Here is a 19766-nt window from a genome sequence, read left to right as displayed (position 1 = left end):
GGCGGGCACGTCGGCCGCTCAACCCGGGGCGCGTCCGCCGCTCAGCCGGTGTCACCGAAGCGGGCGGCCCGCACGAAGTCGGGACGGGGGTCCAGGGCGGCCGCGAGCCGGAAGTGTCGGGTCGCCTCGGCGGGACGGTTGGCCCGCTCCAGGGTGCGCCCGAGGGCGAAGTGGGCGAACGCGTTGTCCGGCTCACGCTCCAGGACGAGCTGGAACTCCAGCTCGGCGGCGCGCAGCTGGGCGGAGCCGAAGAAGGCACGGGCGCGCAGCAGCCGCGCCGCGGTGTTCTCGGGATGGGCGGTGATGACCGAGTCGAGCAGCTTCACGGCGCCGCGCGGGTCACGGGCGGCCAGCAGCTGCTCCGCTGCGCGGTAGTCGATGACGTGGTTCTCGGGCGTGGGCTCGGGCACAACCGTTTCCTTCCCCAAGGGGCGGAAGCCCCTGCTGCGCCGTCCGTGGGCATCCCGCGCCCCGGTCGGCGCACAGCCGATCGGTACGCACCACACAACGACGACGCCTTCGGCCGCATTCCCCCGTCGATCCGGCCCGTCTCGAGGCGGGAGCCCGTGAGACAGGCTGCTCCGAGACGGGTCGTCCGAGACGGGACCGCCTGAGACAGCGGATCCGAGACAGGCCGTCCCCAGGCGGGACCGTCCCGGGGTGGGATGGAGCGCGGGCGGTCCTCTCGCCCGGCGGGTCACTCGCCGCCGGGTCGGTCCGCCCTGCGCTCGCGCTCCACCAGCTCCGCCCAGACCTGCCGCACCCGAGGCTCCAGCGCCTCCAGCGGTCCGTCGTTGTCGATGACCAGGTCGGCGATGGCCAGCCGCTGCTCGCGCGTCGCCTGGGCCGCCATTCGGGAGCGCGCCTCGTCCTCGGACATCCCGCGCAGCCGTATGAGCCGGTCGAGCTGGGTCCGGGGGGCGGCGTCGACCACGACGACCAGGTCGTAAAGCGGGGCCAGACCGTTCTCGGTGAGCAGGGGGACGTCGTTGACCACGATGGCGTCCGGGCCGGCCGACGCCTCCAGGGCGGCGGTGCGCTCGCGGACCAGCGGATGGACGATCCCGTTGAGGACCGCGAGCCGCTTCGGGTCGCTGAAGACGATGGCGCCGAGCTTGGGGCGGTCCAGGCCGCCCTCGGCGGTGAGCACCTCCGGCCCGAAGGCGTCGACCACGGCCGCCAGGCCGGGCGTGCCCGGCTCGACCACCTCGCGCGCCAGGCGATCGGCGTCGATCAGCACCGCGCCATAGGAGGACAGCAGCCGTGACACCTCGCTCTTGCCGGCGCCGATTCCACCCGTCAGGCCCACGGAGAGCATGGCCGCCCCTCCCGTCCGCTCGCTCCACCCCCGCCCCTGCGGGGCCTCACACGCTACCCGAGGGGCTGGGGGCACCGATCGTCGACCTCGTCGACTCTCGCCGCCCGTCCTCGCCCGTCCCCGCCCCTCGCCGACCGCGGGAGCTCTCCCGGACGCACGCTCAGGAGTCGGCGGAACCCGTTCCGCGCTCTTCTCGCTCACGCTACGGGCTGACCCGAGGTCGGCGGCCGGAGCAGACCGGGCCGCCGCGCCCCTCGCGCACCAGGCTCACGCCGTCCACCCACGCCGGCGGGGCAGACCCGACGCCGCTCCGGCCGCCCACCAGGCCCCCGCCCGACACGCGACGACATGCCCTCGGGCAGGCACGCCGGCGGGCCCTCAGGCGCCGCCCTCGCCCTCGCGCTCCGCCAGGAAGCGCTCGAACTGGGCGCCCAGCTCATCCGCCGACGGCAGCTCGACCGGTTCGGCCACCAGGCTGCCCCGGCTCTCGGCGCCGGCCATCGCGTCGTACTGGTGCTCAAGGCCGCGCACCAGGGCGACGAGCTCCTCGTCCCCCTCCGACACCTGCCGCTCGATCTCCTCCTGCGTCTTGAGCGCCTCGGTGCGCAGCGCGTGCGCCACGCCGGGCAGCACCAGCCCGGTGGCCGCGGTGACCGCCTCGAGCGCCGTGAGCGCGGCGTCCGGGTAGGGCGAGCGGGAGACGTAGTGCGGGACGTGGGCGGCGACGCCCAGGACGTCATGGCCGGCCTCCACGAGCCGGAACTCGATCAGCGCCTCCGCGCTGCCGGGCACCTGGGCCTCGGTGAAGACGCCCCGATGGCCGGGCATGAGGTCGACGCGGTTGCCGTGCGGGGTGACGCCGACGGGGCGGGTGTGCGGCACGCCCATGGGAATGCCGTGGAAGTTCACCGAGAGGCGCACGCCGATCCGCTCGACGATCTGCCGCACGGCCGCCGCGAAACGCTCCCACTCCACATCCGGCTCCGGCCCGGTGAGCAGCAGGAACGGGGCACCGGTGGCATCGCGCACCAGATGGAGCTCGATCGCCGGCGTGGCGTACGCGGTCCAGTGGTCGCGCTCGAAGGTGAGCAGGGGGCGGCGGGCGCGGTAGTCGACCAGCCGGTCGTGGTCGAAGCGGGCCACGGTCTGGTGCGGCAGTCCGCTCAACAGCCGGGTGACGATCTGTTCGCCGGTCTCGCCCGCGTCGATGTACCCCTCGAAGTGGTAGAGCAGCACCAGCCCTACCGAGTCCCGGGAGGCTATGGCATCGACCGTCGCCAGCCCGCTGGGGTCCCATGCGTACAAGTCCTGCGGATCCAACACCGTGACGCCTCCTCGTCGTGTTCCCTTCGGGGAACGCCGTGGCGTCGCACCGGCATTCCCGGCCCGCTCCCCCAGCGGTACTTTCTTTGCCCGTTTCCGCCGAAGCCGCGGATCGCCCACCGGTGGTGCGGCCAGGGGGAGTTGCCACCACACGCCCCGGAGCCCGAGGGCTGGATCCGACGGCCCGCCACCCGCGGGTCGAACGCCCGACCGAGGAGGGGAGCCGGGCGCGCGGCGGCGGAGCCGACGGGCCACCACCCGGGCGCCTCATGCGGCGAGGCGTGCGGCGTGGCGCACGCATGCCGTATGACCGTGTCGCACGCCCGTCCCGTACGGGCGCGGCGCGGGGGCACGTCGCACGGCGGCGCGGGCTCCGACGTGCCGGCGTCGGACGATGGGCGTTCGTCCGTACGCATGGCGAAGGCCCGCCCCCCGGTGAGGGGGCGGGCCTTCGTTTCAGCTGTCGCTATCGCCCAGCGGGCGACGGGCAGCGGTGGGCGATCAGCTCTGGCCGCCGGCCAGCTTCTCGCGGAGCGCGGCGAGCGCCTCGTCCGACGCCAGGGCGCCGGAGCTGTCGGCCGACTCCGAGGAGTACGAGCCGCCGCCACCCTGGCCACCGGCCTGCGGGGCAGCCTGGCCGGCCTCGGCGGCCGCCTGCTCGTCCGCCTCGCGGGACTTGATGACCTGCGCCTGGTGCTGCTCGAAGCGCTGCTGCGCCTCGGCGTACTGGCGCTCCCACTCCTCGCGCTGCTTCTCGAAGCCGGGCAGCCAGTCGTTGGTGTCCGGGTCGAAGCCCTCGGGGTAGATGTAGTTGCCCTGGTCGTCGTAGGACGCGGCCATGCCGTACAGGGTCGGGTCGAACTCGACCGCGGCCGGGTCGGCACCGAAGGACTCGTTGGCCTGCTTCAGCGAGAGGCTGATGCGACGACGCTCGAGGTCGATGTCGATGACCTTGACGAAGATCTCGTCGTTGACCTGGACGACCTGCTCCGGGATCTCCACGTGGCGCTCGGCCAGCTCGGAGATGTGGACCAGGCCCTCGATGCCCTCGTCCACGCGGACGAACGCACCGAACGGCACCAGCTTGGTGACCTTACCCGGGACGACCTGACCGATCTGGTGGGTCCGGGCGAACTGCTGCCACGGGTCTTCCTGGGTCGCCTTGAGCGACAGGGAGACGCGCTCGCGGTCCATGTCGACGTCGAGGACCTCGACCGTGACCTCCTGGCCGACCTCGACAACCTCGGACGGGTGGTCGATGTGCTTCCAGGACAGCTCGGAGACGTGGACCAGACCGTCGACGCCACCCAGGTCCACGAAGGCACCGAAGTTGACGATGGAGGAGACGACGCCGGAGCGCACCTGACCCTTCTGGAGGGTGGTGAGGAAGGTCTGGCGGACCTCGCTCTGGGTCTGCTCCAGCCAGGCGCGGCGGGACAGGACCACGTTGTTGCGGTTCTTGTCGAGCTCGATGATCTTCGCCTCGAGCTCCTTGCCCACGTAGGGCTGAAGGTCGCGGACGCGACGCATCTCGACCAGGGAGGCCGGGAGGAAGCCGCGGAGGCCGATGTCGAGGATGAGACCACCCTTGACGACCTCGATGACGGTACCGGTGACGATGCCGTCCTCGTCCTTGATCTTCTCGATGGTTCCCCAGGCCCGCTCGTACTGGGCGCGCTTCTTGGAGAGGATCAGACGGCCTTCCTTGTCCTCCTTCTGGAGAACCAGGGCCTCGATCTCGTCACCGACGGCCACGACCTCATTCGGGTCGACGTCGTGCTTGATCGAAAGCTCGCGGGAAGGGATGACGCCTTCGGTCTTGTAACCAATGTCGAGCAGGACCTCGTCCCGGTCGACCTTCACGATGACGCCGTCGACGATGTCGCCGTCGTTGAAGTACTTGATCGTCTCGTCGATCGCGGCGAGGAAGGCTTCCTCGGAACCGATGTCGTTGACCGCCACCTGCGGGGTGGTGCGGGTTGCCTCGGTGCTGCTCGTCATGTGGGAAAGGGCTCCGGTACGGACATTGAGTCGTAGGTACTGCTACGCCGGGAGCCCGTATCGCACTGCCGAAGCCGGACAGCTTTGGAGGCGGCCTTCCGATTTTTCCGAGGATCTATCGAAAAGCGCCTCGGCAACCGAGGGGACATACAACAGATGCGAGCGCGGCCTACTACGTCTGAGGCGCGCAGGCCCGCAGCGCAACTTGTAGCATACGGGGGCAGCCGGACATGGTCAATGCGCGAAGAGCGCACGTGGGGCCAACCGCCCCATACTCCGGCGAAATACCGGGGTCGGCACCGCCGCGCGGACCGCCACATCCCGCCCCACAGCCACAGGTCGATACAGAGAGTACGACGACACCCCAGATGATCCAAGAACACGAGCTCTCGGGGGTTCCCGAGCCGGAGACGGCCGGCGGGGCGCCGGACGAGGCCACCGCCACCCGGCGTACGGCGGGCGACGCGGAGAGCAGCAGGGCCAGCCGCGGCTGGTGGGACCGGAACGCGGACGAGTACCAGAACGAGCACGGGGGCTTCCTCCGGGACGACGGGTTCGTCTGGGGCCCGGAGGGGCTCGACGAGGCCGAGGCGGGCCTGCTGGGCCCCGCGGAGGAGCTGAAGGGCCGGGACGTCCTGGAGATCGGCGCGGGCGCGGCGCAGTGTTCGCGCTGGCTGGCGGCTCAGGGGGCACGTCCGGTGGCACTGGACCTCTCGCACCGGCAGCTCCAGCACGCGCTGCGGATCGGCGCCGACTTCCCCCTGGTCGAGGCGGACGCCGGGGCGCTGCCCTTCGCGGACGCCAGCTTCGACCTGGCCTGCTCGGCCTACGGGGCACTCCCCTTCGTCGCCGATCCGGTGCGCGTGCTGCGCGAGGTGCGGCGGGTGCTGCGGCCCGGCGGGCGCTGGGTCTTCTCGGTCACGCACCCGATCCGCTGGGCGTTCCCCGACGAGCCGGGCCCGGAGGGGCTCAGCGTGGCCGCCTCGTACTTCGACCGCGTGCCCTATGTAGAGCAGGACGACTCCGGCCGGGCGGTCTATGTGGAGCACCACCGCACCCTCGGGGACCGGGTCCGGGACGTGGTGGCGGCGGGCTTCCGGCTGGTCGACCTGGTCGAGCCGGAGTGGCCCGCCTGGAACCACCAGGAATGGGGCGGCTGGTCCCCGCTCCGCGGCAACCTGATCCCGGGAACCGCGATCTTCGTCTGCGTACGGGACTGACCCCCGCGGCCGCGCACGGGACCGCCCCGGTGGCCGAAGCCCGGGCCGGAGCGGCCCCTCTCGACGCTGCGAGGATGTCGGCGTGACGATCCGCACCGACGCCCTCGACCGCCTTCCCGTACGAACCGCCGTGCCCGCCCTGGAGCGGGCGCTGGACGACCACGGGGCGGCGGTGCTGTGCGCGCCGCCCGGCACCGGCAAGACGACGCTGGTGCCGCTGGCCCTGGCCGGGCTGCTGGACGGCGGGCGGCCCGCGCGGCGGGTGATCGTGGCCGAGCCGCGGCGGATCGCGGCCCGCGCGGCGGCGCGGCGCATGGCGTGGCTGCTGGGCGAGGACGTGGGGCGGCGGATCGGCTTCACCGTGCGCGGGGAGCGGCGGGCCGGGCGGGAGACCGTCGTGGAGGTGGTGACCACCGGCGTGCTGCTCCAGCGGCTCCAGCGCGACCCGGAACTGCTCGGGGTCGACACGGTGATCCTGGACGAGTGCCACGAACGCCATCTGGACGCCGACACGGCCGCCGCCTTCCTCCTGGACGTACGGTCCGTCCTGCGGCCCGAGCTGCGGCTGATCGCCGCGTCGGCGACCACGGACGCGGCCGGCTGGGCCCGGCTGCTCGGCACCGGCGGGGGTGGAGCCCGGCCCGACGCGGCCGGCGCGGGGCGGCCCGGCGCGGCGCCGGTGGTGGAGGCCGCGGGGGTGTCCCATCCGGTGGAGGTGGTGTGGGCTCCGCCGGCGCGGCCGGTACGACCGCCGCACGGGATGCGGGTCGACCCGGCGCTTCTGGACCACGTCGCGGCGGTCGTGCGACGCGCGCTGCGCGAGCGGGACGGCGACGTGCTGTGCTTCCTGCCCGGCGTCGGAGAGATCGCCCGGGTGGCCGGTCTGTTGCGCGACGTGGCCGCCGAGGTGCTCCAGGTGCACGGCCGGGCACCGGCCGAGGTCCAGGACGCGGTGCTCGCGGGCGCGGCGGGCGGGGCGCGGCGCGTCGTCCTGGCGACGTCGGTCGCCGAGTCGAGCCTGACCGTGCCGGGCGTGCGCGTCGTCGTGGACTGCGGGCTGGCGCGCGAGCCGCGCGCGGACCACGCGCGCGGACTGAGCGCGCTGACCACCGTGCGGGCGTCCCGCGCGGCCGCCGCCCAGCGCGCGGGGCGGGCCGGGCGCGAGGGGCCGGGCGCGGTCTACCGCTGCTGGTCGGAGGGTGACGACTCGCGGCTGCCGCGCTGGCCCTCCCCGGAGATCGCGGTCGCCGACCTCACCGCCTTCGCGCTCCAGGCCGCGTGCTGGGGCGACCCGGACGCCGCCACGCTCGCCCTCCTCGACCCGCCGCCCACCGGCGCGCTGGCCGCCGCCCGCGAGGTGCTGACCGCCATCGGCGCCGTCGACGGGGACGGCAAGGCGACCGACCGCGGCGTCCGCATGGCCCGCCTCGGACTCCACCCGCGGCTCGCGCGGGCCCTCATCGACGGCGCGCCGCCGCTCGGTGCCCGGCGGGCGGCCGAGATCGTCGCCCTGCTGAGCGAGGAGCCTCCGCGCGAGTACGGAGACGACCTCGCCGCCGCCTGGCGCGCCGCGCGCCGCGGCGGCGACGGCTACGCCGCCCGGTGGCGCCAGGAGGCGCGCCGCCTGGAGCGTGCGGTCGACGCACGGGCCGAGGGGGGCGACTCACCGGCCGGGCGGACGGGAGGCGAGGAATCCGGCGGCCGGCCGACCGACGAGGCGCCTCGCCGACAGACCGGCGACCGACCGTCCGGGGACCCCCGGACCGGCGACCGTCCGCCCGCGGCATCGGGGGCCGGCGGCCGGGTGGTCGGCGGCAGCGGTGGCGCGCCCCGCGCGGGCGGGCACGGCGACGACGCCGCGGCCGGGCTGGTGGCCGCGCTGGCCTTCCCCGAGCGGGTGGCCCGGCGGCGCGGCGAAGGCGCCTACCTGATGGCGTCGGGGACCGGGGCGGAACTGGCGGAGGGGTCGGGGCTGCGCGGAGCGCCGTGGCTGGCGGTGGCCGTCGCGGACCGGCCCGTGTCGGCCGCGTCCGCCCGGGTGCGGCTCGCGGCCGTCACGGACGAGGACACCGCCCGGACCGCCGCCGCGGCCCTGTACGCCTCCGCCGAGGAGGTGCACTGGTCCGACGACGACGTGGTGGCGCGCGGCGTCGAGCGGCTGGGGGCGATCGAGCTGGCCGCGCGCCCGCTGCGCTCCCCCGCCCCCGAACTGGTCCGGGACGCGCTCCTGGACGGTCTGCGCCGCACCGGAACGGGGCTGCTGCGCTGGACGGAGGAGGCCACCCGGCTGCGGCAGCGGCTGGGCTTCCTGCACCGCGCGCTGGGCGAGCCCTGGCCGGACGTGTCGGACGAGGCGCTGGTGGAGCGCGCCGAGGACTGGCTCGGCGTCGAGCTCGACCGGGCGCGCCGGCGGGCCGACCTGGAGCGCGTCGACGCGGGCCAGGCGTTGCGGCGGCTGCTGCCGTGGGCGACGGGGGACGCCGTGCGCCTGGACGAGCTGGCGCCGGACCGCATCGAGGTGCCCAGCGGCTCGCGGGTGCGGGTCGACTACGCCGGGGACCAGCCCGTGCTGGCGGTCAAGCTCCAGGAGATGTTCGGGCTGGCCGAGACGCCGACCGTCGCCGGGGTGCCGGTGCTGGTCCACCTGCTCTCCCCCGCGGGCCGCCCGGCGGCCGTCACCGCCGACCTCGCGTCCTTCTGGGGCAGCGGATACCGCTCCGTGCGCGCCGAGCTGCGCGGCCGCTACCCCAAGCACCCCTGGCCGGAGGATCCCGCCACGGCGGAGCCCACCCGGTACACCACGACGCGCCGACGCTGACCGACGGCGCGGCTCCCACCCCGGCCACGGCCCCGCCCGGGCCACGTCCGCGGCTCGCCCGGGGTCACCCCTCCAGCAGCCGCCAGAACTCCCCCGCCTCGGGCCAGGGCCTGGCTGCCGGGTAGGCGCCCAGCCACACCACGGCCTGCTCGAAGGTGCTGTAGGAGATGGCGTCGGAGCACTGGCCGACGACGAGGGCGTTGTCGCCGCACCGCCAGGCGGCGTAGTGCCACGCCGGGACGTCCTCGTCGCCGTCGGCCACGCGCGTCAGCACGTCCGGCTCGCCGAGCCGCGCGGTGAACAGCGCGGTCGCGGCGCGCCACGCCTCGTCGAAGTCCGCGCGCCCGGACATGCGCTGGAAGTGCCAGCGGTCGTCCTCGTCGTAGAAGGTGGCGAACCAGCTGAGGTTGGTCCGACAGCCCTCGCGCTCGCCTTCGAAGTCGTCCTCGTCGGGCTCGTAGGCATAGGCGAAGGGCAGCACGCACTCCGTGTCCCGCCCGGCGGGGTAGCCGAACGACTCGGGGTAGACGGGGTGTCCGCCGGGGGTGGTGAACGCGTTCATCCGGGAGCCGTCGGGTATCCAGCCGAAGGCGGCGACGGCCGCGGCCGTGGCGCCGTCCGTCCAGCTCAGCCGCGCGAGTTCGACCAGCTGGTCGGCGAGCGTGTCGTCCAGCGGGCGCAGGAGAAGTGCCATGGACGGAAGGCTACGGTGAGGCACTGACAGAAACCGGTCCGGCCGAGCGCGGCTCCCCCGGGCCCGGCGGCGCGCCGCGCCGCGCGCGGGCCTCCAGGACCAGGGAGCCGGCGAACAGGGCGACGCCCAGGGCGAGGAGACCGCGGGGGAGGCCGGTGGTGAGCAGCAGGACCAGCCGGCGTCGGGAGGCGACCAGCTCCACCGTGTGCGCGATGTAGTCCTCGCGCATCTTCACATGTCCGGCGAAGGCGGTGACCTTCTTCCGGTCGCCCAGCAGCTCGCCGCCGCGCAGCTCCTCCCGGTGGATCTCCTCACCGTTGACGGGGGCTCCGGTGACCGGCTCGACCCAGAACCTGCGCGTGGTGGTGTACCAGCGGGACGTACCGGCCTGGGCGACGTCCTCCCGGCTGACGCCGCCGACCGGGAGCTTCCGCGGGAGCGGAACCCTGGTCCAGGGGATGGTCTGCTCGAAGTAGTAGACCTCGAGGCCGCGGAAGCTCCGGGTGCCTCGGTAGTGGATGGGGGCCGACCTGCGGGCCTGGGCGTCGAAGTAGGTGTAGTCGCGGGGTTCGGTGAGGAAGGGCCACTTGAACTCGATGCCGTCGCGGCGCACCGGGTCGCCGTCGACGTGTTCGCCGCCGAGGTGCACCGGGGCCTGGGAGTGGGCGTCGAAGACGTAGCGCTCGGGGATCTCGGAGACCATCGCGCCGTCGGGTCCCACGACGTACGACAGGGTGTCCCAGACGACGACATCACGACCTGTCGACTTCTCGACTTTCTCGGATGCCTCCACATTGCCGCGCAGCGTCTGCACGATGGTGACCTTGGGGACCCTCCGTGGCCGCAGGGTGCTGTAGTCCAGGAGCGTGGCGGGCTTCGCCTCCATGACGGCGGTCTGGTACTCGCCGGGTGGGACCTTGACCAGGCGCGGGAAGGCGTACCAGCGGATCAGCGGCGCCAGGGCGGCGCAGCAGACGGCGAGGGCGAGCAGCACCAGGCTGGCTTTCCGGCGCATCGCGGACCTCCCCTACGGGTGCTCGGGGACGGTGGTGAGCAGCGGCTCGGGGGAGGTGGTCCCGTCGGGCGCGCCGACGGCCGTCAGCACCAGGACAAGCGCCACGGCGACGGCGACTCCGATGGCCGCGGCGGCGAGGGCACGCATGGCGCCTCCCGGGTCGGGTCGATGGAGCGACGAGCGCCGGATCCCATCATGCTGACGCCTCGTCAGATATCTGGGCACCGTAGCAACGCGCGGCCGGGATGAGAACACGTCGCGCCACCTCCTGGCCCCGTGGCGGGGTCGGGAGGCGGCGCGTGCGTCGGTGAGGGGCGGTGCCGGGCACCGCGGTCGCGGCGGGGGCGGGGCGGCTACGCGGCCGCGGCTCCCGTCACCGTCAGCTCGACGGTCAGGACCGTGCCGTCGGCCGTCGCCAGGCGGAGCACATAGGTGCCCGGCTGGTCGTCGGCGAACAGCTCCGGAAGCGTCAGCAGCCCCTGCGTGTCCGTCTTCAGCCCGGCCAGGGCACGGACCGGCTTCCCCTGGGCGTCCTTGAAGAACGGGCCCTTGTCGGCGGGCACCAGCTTCTTCGGGTCGCTCGGGTCCGCGGCGAGCACGGTCGCGGTCAGCGGCACACCCGCCGCGACCTTGCCCTGGTAGGTGGCCTTGATCCCGACCGGCGCGGCGAAGGCGGCACCGGTGGCGGCGGTCAGCGGCTTGTCGTCGGTGCGGACGAGGACGTCCGCCTTCGGGGTGGGCGCCGGGCGTGCCACGACCGTCGCGCCGAAGTCCACGGCGGGCACGGTCTTCCGGCCCACGACCGTGGCCCGCACGGTGAACGTGCCGGCCTTCTCCCCCGCGCGCAGCGTGGGCGCGATGGCGACGCCGTCCTTGCCGGTGGCGGCGATGACACGGGTCTTGTCGCCGGCGAAGCGCGCCTGGGTCTCCCCGCGCACCTCGTACTGCACGAGCACACCGGCGACCGTCTTGCCCGCCGCGTTCGTGGCCCGCACGCGGGGCGAGGTGGCGAAGTCGCCGCCCGCCGTGGCGGTGAGCTCCCGCGCCCCGACCGGGGCGAGGGCGGTGACCGGCGCCGGGGCGGGGTCGCCCGGGTCGGGCTTGCCGGGGCCCGGCTTCTGCGGACCCGGCTTCGGCGGCTTCGGGGCCGGATCGCGGGGGTCCTCCCGGGGCGGCTTCGGCTTGGGCTTGGGCTTCGGCTTGGGCTTCGGCGAGTCGTCGCCATCCCCCCCGGGCCCCTGGTCGCGGTCCTTGTCCCGGTCCCGGTCCCGGCCCTTGTCCCCGTCCCTGTCCTTGTCCTTGTGCGTGTCACGGCCCGGGTTGCGTCCCGCGCCGCCGGCCGAGTCGTCACCGCCGTGGTTCGGGCGGGACTTCTCCTTCGAGGGCAGCACACCGGTGCCGTCCGGCACCTCGTGGGTGCCGCGCTTGTAGTACTCGAACCACGACAGGACCGTCCGCAGGTATTCCTGCGACTGGTTGTAGCCGAGGATCGCGCGGTGCAGGTCCGCCTCGGACGACAGGTCGCGGCCGTTGGCGCACAGATAGGAGCCGGCGGCGAGGGCGGCGTCGTAGATGTTGTTGGGGTCCCGCTGGCCGTCGCCGTTGCCGTCCTTGCCCCACCCCTCCCAGGTGGAGGGGATGAACTGCATCGGGCCGACCGCGCGGTCGTGCGTCGTGTCGCCGTCGTAGGCGCCGTCGTCGGTGTCGGTGATCTTGGCGAAGCCGTTGCCGTTGAGCTGGGGGCCGAGGATCGGTCGGATGGTGGTGCCCTCGGCGTCGACCGCGCCGCCGCGCGCCTGCCCCGACTCGACCTTGCCGATCGCCGCCAACAGCTGCCAGGGGACGTTGCAGCCGGGGTTCGACTCGCGGAGGGCCGCCTCGGCCTTCTTGTACGCGTCGAGGACGGTGGCCGGGATGCCCGCCTCGGCGGGGCCGGTCACCACCGTCCCGCCGGTCTGCCCCGGCCGGTTGGGGGCGACGCCGGGCTTACCGGGCTTGCCGTGCCTCTTCAGCGGCGGCAGATCGGTGTGGTACGAGGAGCCGCCGTCGATCGGTGTGTTGGGCGGCGGCGTGGCCTCACCGGCCTCCGTCCTGCCCCGCTCGTCGTCCCGGTGCGTACCGGCGAAGCCGGGAGCCTGCGAGGCGGTGAGGGCGGCCATCGCCACCGCCGCCACCGCCGTCGTGGCCGCTCCCTTGCGCAGCCGCCGGCCGAATCGCGCTGCCATCCGTCTGGTCCCCTCCCGTCAGGCGCCGTGCGCTCCCCTCGCGCGTCAACGCTCGTGACACTACGACACCTTCCAGCCCCGGGGCTACCGAGGCGATGCCCACTTGAGAGACGTTCCAACGCGCTTGGACGTTGCCCCGGAAGACCCTCAATCGGAGGGAATTCCTCCGAACGGCCCTCCCAACCGCCCCTGAACGGCACCTGAACGGATCTCGGCGGCCGCACCCGTCGACGTCGCCGAGCACGGTCCCACACCCACGCCCTCACCACTCCTTCACCACCGGAACGTCCACGCCGCGGCGTCACCCGCCCGGTACCGTCACGCGCCCCGTACCGTCACGCCTCACCCGCCTCCCCGAACACCCGCCCCGGGTCATGGGAACGGCGGCCCCGCACCAGCCGGAACGGCCGCCTCCCGGCGGCCCGCCGCAACGACCGCCGCGCCACGCCCCGGCAGCACACCCGCCGCCATGTCGCCGCCCCACGCGCGGACACCCGGCGAGAAACGAAGGGGCCGCGGGCCGCGCATCGTCGCACGCAACCCACGGCCCGACATCGGAGACCCGAAACGGCACGAAAGGCCCCACCCCGTGGCCCGGCATCGTGGCCCGCGGGCACGGACACGGTCCGACCCCGCGAGCCCCGTAGCCCGGCGGCCCGGCTAGTGCGCCGCCGACTCCCAGTCAGCGCCGTAGCCCACCGACACGTCCAGCGGGGCGCGCAGCGGGAAAGCCCCCGTCATCTCACGACGCACCAGCTCCTCCACGCGCGTCCGCTCGCCCGGCGCGACCTCCAACACGATTTCGTCGTGCACCTGGAGGAGCATCCGGGACGTCAGCCGCTCCGCGCGCAGGGCGGCGTCCACCTTCAGCATCGCGACCTTGACGATGTCGGCCGCGGTGCCCTGGATCGGCGCGTTCAACGCCATCCGCTCGGCCATCTCGCGGCGCTGGCGGTTGTCGCTGTTGAGGTCCGGGAGGTAGCGGCGGCGACCCAGGATCGTCTCCGTGTAGCCCGTGGCGCGGGCCTCGTCCACGACCCGGTGCAGGTAGTCGCGCACCCCGCCGAACCGCTCGAAGTAGCTGTCCATCAGCTTTCGGGCCTCGTCCGGGGCGATGTTCAGCTGCTGGGAGAGGCCGAACGCCGACAGGCCGTACGCCAGTCCGTACGACATCGCCTTGATCTTGCGGCGCATCTCCGCGTCGACCGCGGTCTTGTCGACCTCGAAGACCTGGGAGGCGACCGTGGTGTGCAGGTCCTCGCCGGAGGTGAACGCCTCGATCAGGCCCTCGTCCTCGGAGAGATGGGCCATCACGCGCAGCTCGATCTGGCTGTAGTCGGCCGTCAGCAGCGACTCGAAGCCCTCGCCCACCACGAAGCCCCGCCGGATGGCGCGGCCCTCGTCCGTGCGCACCGGGATGTTCTGCAGGTTGGGATCGGTGGAGGAGAGTCGACCGGTGGCCGCCACCGTCTGGTTGAAGGTGGTGTGGATACGGCCGCCCGGGGCGATCGTCTTGACCAGACCCTCGACGGTGGAGCGCAGCCTGGCCTGCTCCCGGTGCCGGAGCATGATCACGGGAAGCTCGTGGTCGGTCTGGGTGGCCAGCCAGGCCAGCGCGTCCGCGTCCGTGGTGTAACCGGTCTTGGTCTTCTTGGTCTTCGGCAGGGCCAGCTCGCCGAAGAACACCTCCTGCAGCTGCTTGGGCGAGCCCAGGTTGAACTCGTGGCCCACCGCGGCGTGCGCCTCCTTCACCGCCTGCTGCACCGCGCCCGCGAACTGCTGCTCCATACGGGACAGCCACTCCCGGTCCGCCGCGATACCGGCCCGCTCCATCCGCGCCAGCAGCGCCGAGGTGGGCAGCTCCACATCGCGCAGCAGCTCCGCCGCGCCGACGTCCCGCAGCCGCCCGTCGAACGCCTCGCCGAGGTCGAGGACGGCGCGCGCCTGCGTCATCAGGGCGTCCTGCTCGGCCTGGTCGTCGGCGCCGAAGGCCAGCTGGCCGTCGACGGCCGGCGGGGCCAGCTCGCGGCCCAGGTACTCCACCGACAGGGCGTCCAGCGCGAAGGACCGGCGCCCGGGCTTGACCAGATAGGCGGCGAGCGCGGTGTCCATGACCACGCCGTCGACCGACCAGCCGTGCTCGGCGAAGACACGCATCACGCCCTTGGCGTTGTGCAGCACCTTCGGCCGGTCCGCGGCGGCCAGCCACTCGGCGAACGCCCGCTCGTCGGCCTCGTCCAGAGTCGCCGGGTCGAACCAGACGGCCGGCCCGGAGCCCGTGGCCAGGGCGATCTCGCTGACGCTACCGCTGCCCAGCGCCCAGGCGTCGACCGAGGCCAAGCCCAGCGGCTGCCCGGCGTGCTCCGCGAGCCACGGCCCCAGCTCACCCGCGCCCAGCGCCACACCGTCCACCGCGACGCCCGCCGCCGGCGGCGCCTCCGCCTCGGCCTCGCCGGGGTCGGCGGCCAGCAGCCGATCCCGGAAGTTCTGGTGGCGGAACTCCAACGCGTCCAGGATCACGGTCAGCGACGGCCGGTCGTACGGCCGCCGGGCCAGCTCCTCCGGGCTCTTACCCAGCTCCACGTCCCGGACCAGCTCGGTGAGCTTCCGGTTGAGCTTCACCGACTCCAGGTGCTCCCGGAGCTTCTCACCGACCTTGCCCTTGACCTCGTCGACCCGCTCCACCAGCTCCGCGAACGAACCGAACTGGTTGATCCACTTCGCGGCGGTCTTCTCGCCGACGCCGGGGATGCCGGGCAGGTTGTCCGACGGGTCGCCGCGCAGCGCCGCGAAGTCCGGATACTGCCGAGGGCTGAGCCCGTACTTCTCCCGCACCTTCTCCGGCGTGAACCGGGTCAGCTCGGAGACCCCCTTGGTCGGGTAGAGCACCGTGACGCTGTCCGTGACCAACTGGAAGGAGTCACGGTCACCCGTGACGATCAGCACCTCGAAGCCGGCCGCCTCCGCCTGCGTGGCGAGCGTGGCGATCACGTCGTCCGCCTCATAGCCGTCCACCGCGAAGCGGGTGACGTGCATCGCGTCCAGCAGCTCGCCGATCAGCTCGACCTGCCCCTTGAACTCGTCCGGCGCCTTGGAGCGGTTCGCCTTGTACTCGGTGAACTCCTCCGACCGCCACGTCTTGCGCGAGACGTCGAAGGCCACGGCTAGATGCGTGGGCTGCTCGTCACGGAGCGTGTTGGCCAGCATCGACGCGAAGCCGTAGATCGCGTTGGTCGTCTGGCCCGTGGTGGTGTTGAAGTTCTCCGCCGGCAGAGCGAAGAACGCCCGGTACGCCAGCGAGTGGCCGTCCAACAGCATCAGGCGCGGGCGCTCGCCCCGCTGCCCGGCTGCCGGCGCGGCCGGAGCGGTCGATGCGGTCTCGGGGGTCTTCTTCGATGCTTTCTCTGCCACGGTCCGATCCTGCCACGCCCCACTGACAGGCAGGGACAATCCGGTCCCCGGGCAGGGCCGGGCTGGGCGGCTGTCAGTGGGGCGTGACAGGATTCAGAGGAACGCAGAACCAGCCGTGCGGCATCAGGACCGGAAGCCCCGGCCGAGCCGTACCCCGCCGAACCGCTCAAGGGAGAGCGCCATGGCAGCCAAGCCGCCCGCCGGGGACCCGATCCAGGACGCCCCCGAGGTCACCGCCCCGCAGCACGCCGCCGCCGGGCTGCCCGCCATCGGCCACACCCTGCGCATCGCCCAGCAGCAGATGGGCGTGCGCCGCACCGCGCAGACCCTGCTCAAGGTCAACCAGAAAGACGGCTTCGACTGCCCCGGCTGCGCCTGGCCCGAGGGTGAGAAGCGGCACACCGCGGAGTTCTGCGAGAACGGCGCCAAGGCCGTCGCCGAGGAGGCGACGCTGCGCCGCGTCACCCCCGACTTCTTCGCCGCCCACCCGGTCACCGACCTCGCCACCCGCAGCGGCTACTGGCTCGGGCAGCAGGGCCGGATCACCCACCCGATGTACCTGGCGGCGGGCGCGGAGACCTACGAGGCCGTCACCTGGGAGCGCGCCTTCGAGATCATCGCGGAGGAGCTGAAGACCCTCGACTCCCCGGACGAGGCCCTCTTCTACACCTCGGGCCGCACCAGCAACGAGGCCGCCTTCCTGCTCCAGCTGTTCGCCCGCGAGTTCGGCACCAACAACCTGCCGGACTGCTCCAACATGTGCCACGAGTCCTCCGGCTCCGCCCTCACGGAGACCATCGGCATCGGCAAGGGCAGCGTCTCCCTGGACGACCTCCACCAGGCCGACCTGATCATCATCGCCGGACAGAACCCGGGCACCAACCACCCCCGGATGCTCTCCGCCCTGGAGAAGGCCAAGGCGGCCGGCGCCAAGATCATCTCGATCAACCCGCTGCCCGAGGCCGGACTGGAGCGCTTCAAGAACCCCCAGACCCCCCAGGGCATGCTCAAGGGCGTCGCCCTGACCGACCTCTTCCTCCAGATCCGCATCGGCGGCGACCAGGCGCTCTTCCGTCTCCTCAACAAGCTCGTCCTGGAGACCGACGGCGCCGTCGACGAGGCGTTCGTCCGCGAGCACACCCACGGCTTCGAGGAGTTCGCCGAGGCCGCCCGCGCCGCCGACTGGGAGGAGACCCTCACCGCGACCGGCCTGGAGCGCGCGGAGATCGAGCGCGCCCTCGCCATGATCCTCGCCTCGAAGCGCACCATCGCCTGCTGGGCCATGGGCCTCACCCAGCACAAGCACGCCGTCGCCACCATCAGGGAAGTCGTCAACCTCCTCCTGCTGCGCGGCGACATCGGCCGCCCCGGCGCCGGAGTCTGCCCCGTCCGCGGACACTCCAACGTCCAGGGCGACCGCACCATGGGCATCTTCGAGCGGCCCGCGCCCGCGTTCCTCGACGCCCTGGAGAAGGAGTTCGGCTTCGCGCCGCCCCGCCACCACGGCTACGACGTCGTCCGGTCCATCGAGGCCCTCCGCGACGGCAAGGCGAAGGTCTTCTTCGCCATGGGCGGCAACTTCGTCGGCGCCGCCCCCGACACCGAGGTCACCGAGGCGGCCATGCGCCGCGCCGCCCTCACCGTCCACGTCTCCACCAAGCTCAACCGCTCCCACGCCGTCACCGGCCACCGCGCGCTGATCCTGCCCACCCTCGGACGCACCGACAAGGACGTCCAACAGAGCGGAAAGCAGTTCGTCACCGTCGAGGACTCGATGGGCCTGGTCCACGCCTCCCGCGGCAACCTCCCGCCCGCCAGCCCCCACCTGCTCTCCGAACCGGCCATCGTCGCCCGCATGGCGCGCGCCGTCCTCGGCGCGGACTCCACCACCCCCTGGGAGGAGTTCGAACGGGACTACGCCACCATCCGCGACCGCATCGCCCGGGTCATCCCCGGCTTCCAGGACTTCAACGCCCGCGTCGCCCACCCCGACGGCTTCGCCCTGCCCCACGCGCCCCGCGACGAACGACGCTTCCCCACCGCCACCGGCAAGGCCAACTTCACCGCTGCCGAGGTCGAGTACCCGCACGTCCCCGAAGGCCGCCTGCTGCTCCAGACGCTCCGCTCCCACGACCAGTACAACACCACCATCTACGGCCTCGACGACCGCTACCGCGGCATCAAGGGCGGCCGCCGGGTCGTCCTGGTCCACGCCGAGGACGCCCGGGAGCGCGGGTTCACCGACGGCTCCTACGTCGACCTGATCAGCGAGTGGACGGACGGCGTCGAGCGCCGGGCCGAAGGCTTCCGCGTCGTCCACTACCCCACCGCCCGGGGCTGCGCCGCCGCCTACTACCCCGAGACCAACGTGCTGGTCCCCCTCGACGCCACCGCCGACACCAGCAACACCCCGATGAGCAAGTCCGTGGTCGTCCGCCTGGAACCATCCCGCCCGGCCTAAGCGTTTGCTCATCCGGCTGGCAGACTCCAGCCGACCCCACGGCGCGCGCCGGAGCCGCGGCGCGCGCACGCGAGCAACCGAACGGAGCCGAACCCCCATGGGCGAGCAGACCAGCGCGACATTCCCCCAAGAGGTCATCGACGAGTACGCGGCGCTCGGCGTCGACCTTCCCTCACTGTTCTCCGCGGGGCACCTCGGCATCCGGATGGGCGTGCGGATCCGCGAAGCCTCCGCCGAGCGCGTCGTCGGCACCATGCCGGTCGAAGGCAACACCCAGCCGTACGGGCTGCTGCACGGCGGCGCCTCCGCGGTACTGGCCGAGACCCTCGGCTCCATCGGCGCCATGCTGCACGGCGGCAGCCGCAAGATCGCGGTCGGAGTGGATCTCAACTGCACCCACCACCGCGGCGTCCGCTCCGGCCTCGTCACCGGCGTCGCCACCCCCGTGCACCGCGGCCGCTCCACCGCCACCTACGAGATCGTCATCACCGACGAACAGGACCGCCGGGTCTGCACCGCCCGGCTGACCTGCATGGTGCGCGAAGCCGACGCCGACGCCACGCTGCGCGACGTGAAGGAGGCCCGGAGCGCCGCCGGCGCCTGACCCCACCGGCGCCACGCCCCAGGCCGCGCGCCGCGCCCGCACACCCTCCCCCGGGCGGTCAACGACCGCCCGGGGGAGTCTTTTTGTCGATGACGTCATGTCAATGACCTATGACCCGGGGCCGGTTAGCCGGCGATCCACCACACCGTGCTTGTCACCGCGCGTTGTTGACGAGGCGTCCGAACGGAACACGTCGGCGATCAGCCCACCTCGCCCCGCCCGACGGGACCTCAACCCGGCACCGAGCCGACGCCGACCCGACACCGGCCCGACGCAGGCCGAGACAGGCCGACGCACAGCCGACGTACGTCGACGCACGGCCGAGAGCGGCCCGCCGCGACCCGATCGGATCCCGACCGGGCGCCGCCCGGCCCCACCAGCCCGACTCCACCCCGATCCGGATGTCGGGATCGGACGCCGAGCCTCCGAGCAAGCCGAACTCATAAAACGGCCTGGAATCGACTACTCCCTGTAGTAACACTCCGTAACAAGCGCGCCGCGCCGCCACCCCCTACAGCCTCCGCGTGAGATGTAGACCACATGTAATTCCATCCGGCCCGGAGTGCGCCGAGTCACACCCTCACCCGTTCCACACAGAACCTCTTAGCGGAACTGCGGATTCACCGCCGTTTGATGATCAAAAAGAAGAGATTTGCCCGCTTTGCCCGCACACCTC

13 protein-coding genes are annotated in these 19766 nt (G+C 73.1%); 4 read left to right on the top strand and 9 right to left on the bottom strand.

Going from position 1 to position 19766, the window contains the following annotated elements; genetic code table 11:
• Nucleotides 1-41 precede the first annotated feature (41 nt).
• The 4 genes from LRS74_RS25975 to rpsA form a co-directional block, all read right to left on the bottom strand.
• Nucleotides 42-410: a tetratricopeptide repeat protein gene (locus LRS74_RS25975; RefSeq protein ID WP_144384630.1), complete on the bottom strand. Its 369-nt coding sequence runs from the start codon at nt 408-410 to the stop codon at nt 42-44.
• A gap of 287 nt (nt 411-697) precedes the next feature.
• Nucleotides 698-1318 (bottom strand): dephospho-CoA kinase, encoded by a 621-nt coding sequence (gene coaE / locus LRS74_RS25970; RefSeq protein WP_277743266.1) that lies wholly within the window; start codon nt 1316-1318, stop codon nt 698-700.
• A 378-nt stretch (nt 1319-1696) separates the two neighbouring features.
• Nucleotides 1697-2641: a PAC2 family protein gene (locus LRS74_RS25965; RefSeq protein WP_277743265.1), complete on the bottom strand. Its 945-nt coding sequence runs from the start codon at nt 2639-2641 to the stop codon at nt 1697-1699.
• Between the two features lie 501 nt (nt 2642-3142).
• Nucleotides 3143-4642, bottom strand: a complete 1500-nt coding sequence (rpsA, locus tag LRS74_RS25960) for a 30S ribosomal protein S1 (protein WP_277743264.1) — start codon at nt 4640-4642, stop codon at nt 3143-3145.
• A 368-nt stretch (nt 4643-5010) separates the two neighbouring features.
• Between rpsA and LRS74_RS25955 the strand changes: the two genes are divergently transcribed.
• On the top strand, nt 5011-5862 hold the full coding sequence (locus LRS74_RS25955) for a class I SAM-dependent methyltransferase (protein ID WP_277743263.1): 852 nt from the start codon (nt 5011-5013) through the stop codon (nt 5860-5862).
• Nucleotides 5863-5944: 82 nt separating this feature from the next.
• Nucleotides 5945-8680 (top strand): ATP-dependent helicase C-terminal domain-containing protein, encoded by a 2736-nt coding sequence (locus LRS74_RS25950; RefSeq protein WP_277743262.1) that lies wholly within the window; start codon nt 5945-5947, stop codon nt 8678-8680.
• Between the two features lie 64 nt (nt 8681-8744).
• Here the strand turns inward: LRS74_RS25950 and LRS74_RS25945 are convergent, their stop codons facing one another.
• From LRS74_RS25945 to polA, 5 genes are all read right to left on the bottom strand, one after another.
• Nucleotides 8745-9374 (bottom strand): hypothetical protein, encoded by a 630-nt coding sequence (locus LRS74_RS25945; protein ID WP_277743261.1) that lies wholly within the window; start codon nt 9372-9374, stop codon nt 8745-8747.
• Nucleotides 9375-9384: 10 nt separating this feature from the next.
• Complete coding sequence (locus tag LRS74_RS25940; RefSeq protein ID WP_277743260.1) at nt 9385-10389, bottom strand: DUF3068 domain-containing protein; 1005 nt, start codon at nt 10387-10389, stop codon at nt 9385-9387.
• Between the two features lie 12 nt (nt 10390-10401).
• Nucleotides 10402-10536, bottom strand: coding sequence for an SPW_0924 family protein (locus LRS74_RS25935; RefSeq protein WP_277743259.1), 135 nt, complete (start codon nt 10534-10536; stop codon nt 10402-10404).
• A gap of 206 nt (nt 10537-10742) precedes the next feature.
• Nucleotides 10743-12614 (bottom strand): lytic transglycosylase domain-containing protein, encoded by a 1872-nt coding sequence (locus LRS74_RS25930; protein WP_277743258.1) that lies wholly within the window; start codon nt 12612-12614, stop codon nt 10743-10745.
• Nucleotides 12615-13274: 660 nt separating this feature from the next.
• Nucleotides 13275-15932 (bottom strand): DNA polymerase I, encoded by a 2658-nt coding sequence (gene polA, locus LRS74_RS25925; protein ID WP_277744939.1) that lies wholly within the window; start codon nt 15930-15932, stop codon nt 13275-13277.
• Between the two features lie 274 nt (nt 15933-16206).
• On the opposite strand from polA, the gene LRS74_RS25920 reads away from it, so the two are divergent.
• Entirely contained in the window at nt 16207-18486 is a 2280-nt protein-coding gene (locus LRS74_RS25920) for an FdhF/YdeP family oxidoreductase (protein ID WP_277743257.1), read from the top strand.
• Nucleotides 18487-18583: 97 nt separating this feature from the next.
• Nucleotides 18584-19090, top strand: a complete 507-nt coding sequence (locus LRS74_RS25915; RefSeq protein WP_277743256.1) for a hotdog fold thioesterase — start codon at nt 18584-18586, stop codon at nt 19088-19090.
• The last annotated feature ends 676 nt before the right edge of the window (nt 19091-19766 follow it).

Source organism: Streptomyces sp. LX-29 (assembly GCF_029541745.1).
Lineage (GTDB): Bacteria > Actinomycetota > Actinomycetes > Streptomycetales > Streptomycetaceae > Streptomyces.
The sequence above is the reverse complement of the archived record's forward strand: the minus strand, read 5'-3'. Positions and strand labels throughout refer to the sequence as shown.

Excerpts from the sequence above, each read along its gene's own strand:
- coaE (WP_277743266.1), bottom strand. The coding sequence starts at position 1,318 with ATGCTCTCCGTGGGCCTGACGGGTGGAATCGGCGCCGGCAAGAGCGAG.
- rpsA (WP_277743264.1), bottom strand. The coding sequence starts at position 4,642 with ATGACGAGCAGCACCGAGGCAACCCGCACCACCCCGCAGGTGGCGGTC.
- LRS74_RS25955 (WP_277743263.1), top strand. The coding sequence starts at position 5,011 with ATGATCCAAGAACACGAGCTCTCGGGGGTTCCCGAGCCGGAGACGGCC.
- LRS74_RS25945 (WP_277743261.1), bottom strand. The coding sequence starts at position 9,374 with ATGGCACTTCTCCTGCGCCCGCTGGACGACACGCTCGCCGACCAGCTG.
- LRS74_RS25940 (WP_277743260.1), bottom strand. The coding sequence starts at position 10,389 with ATGCGCCGGAAAGCCAGCCTGGTGCTGCTCGCCCTCGCCGTCTGCTGC.
- LRS74_RS25935 (WP_277743259.1), bottom strand. The coding sequence starts at position 10,536 with ATGCGTGCCCTCGCCGCCGCGGCCATCGGAGTCGCCGTCGCCGTGGCG.
- LRS74_RS25930 (WP_277743258.1), bottom strand. The coding sequence starts at position 12,614 with ATGGCAGCGCGATTCGGCCGGCGGCTGCGCAAGGGAGCGGCCACGACG.
- polA (WP_277744939.1), bottom strand. The coding sequence starts at position 15,932 with ATGCTGTTGGACGGCCACTCGCTGGCGTACCGGGCGTTCTTCGCTCTG.
- LRS74_RS25920 (WP_277743257.1), top strand. The coding sequence starts at position 16,207 with ATGGCAGCCAAGCCGCCCGCCGGGGACCCGATCCAGGACGCCCCCGAG.
- LRS74_RS25915 (WP_277743256.1), top strand. The coding sequence starts at position 18,584 with ATGGGCGAGCAGACCAGCGCGACATTCCCCCAAGAGGTCATCGACGAG.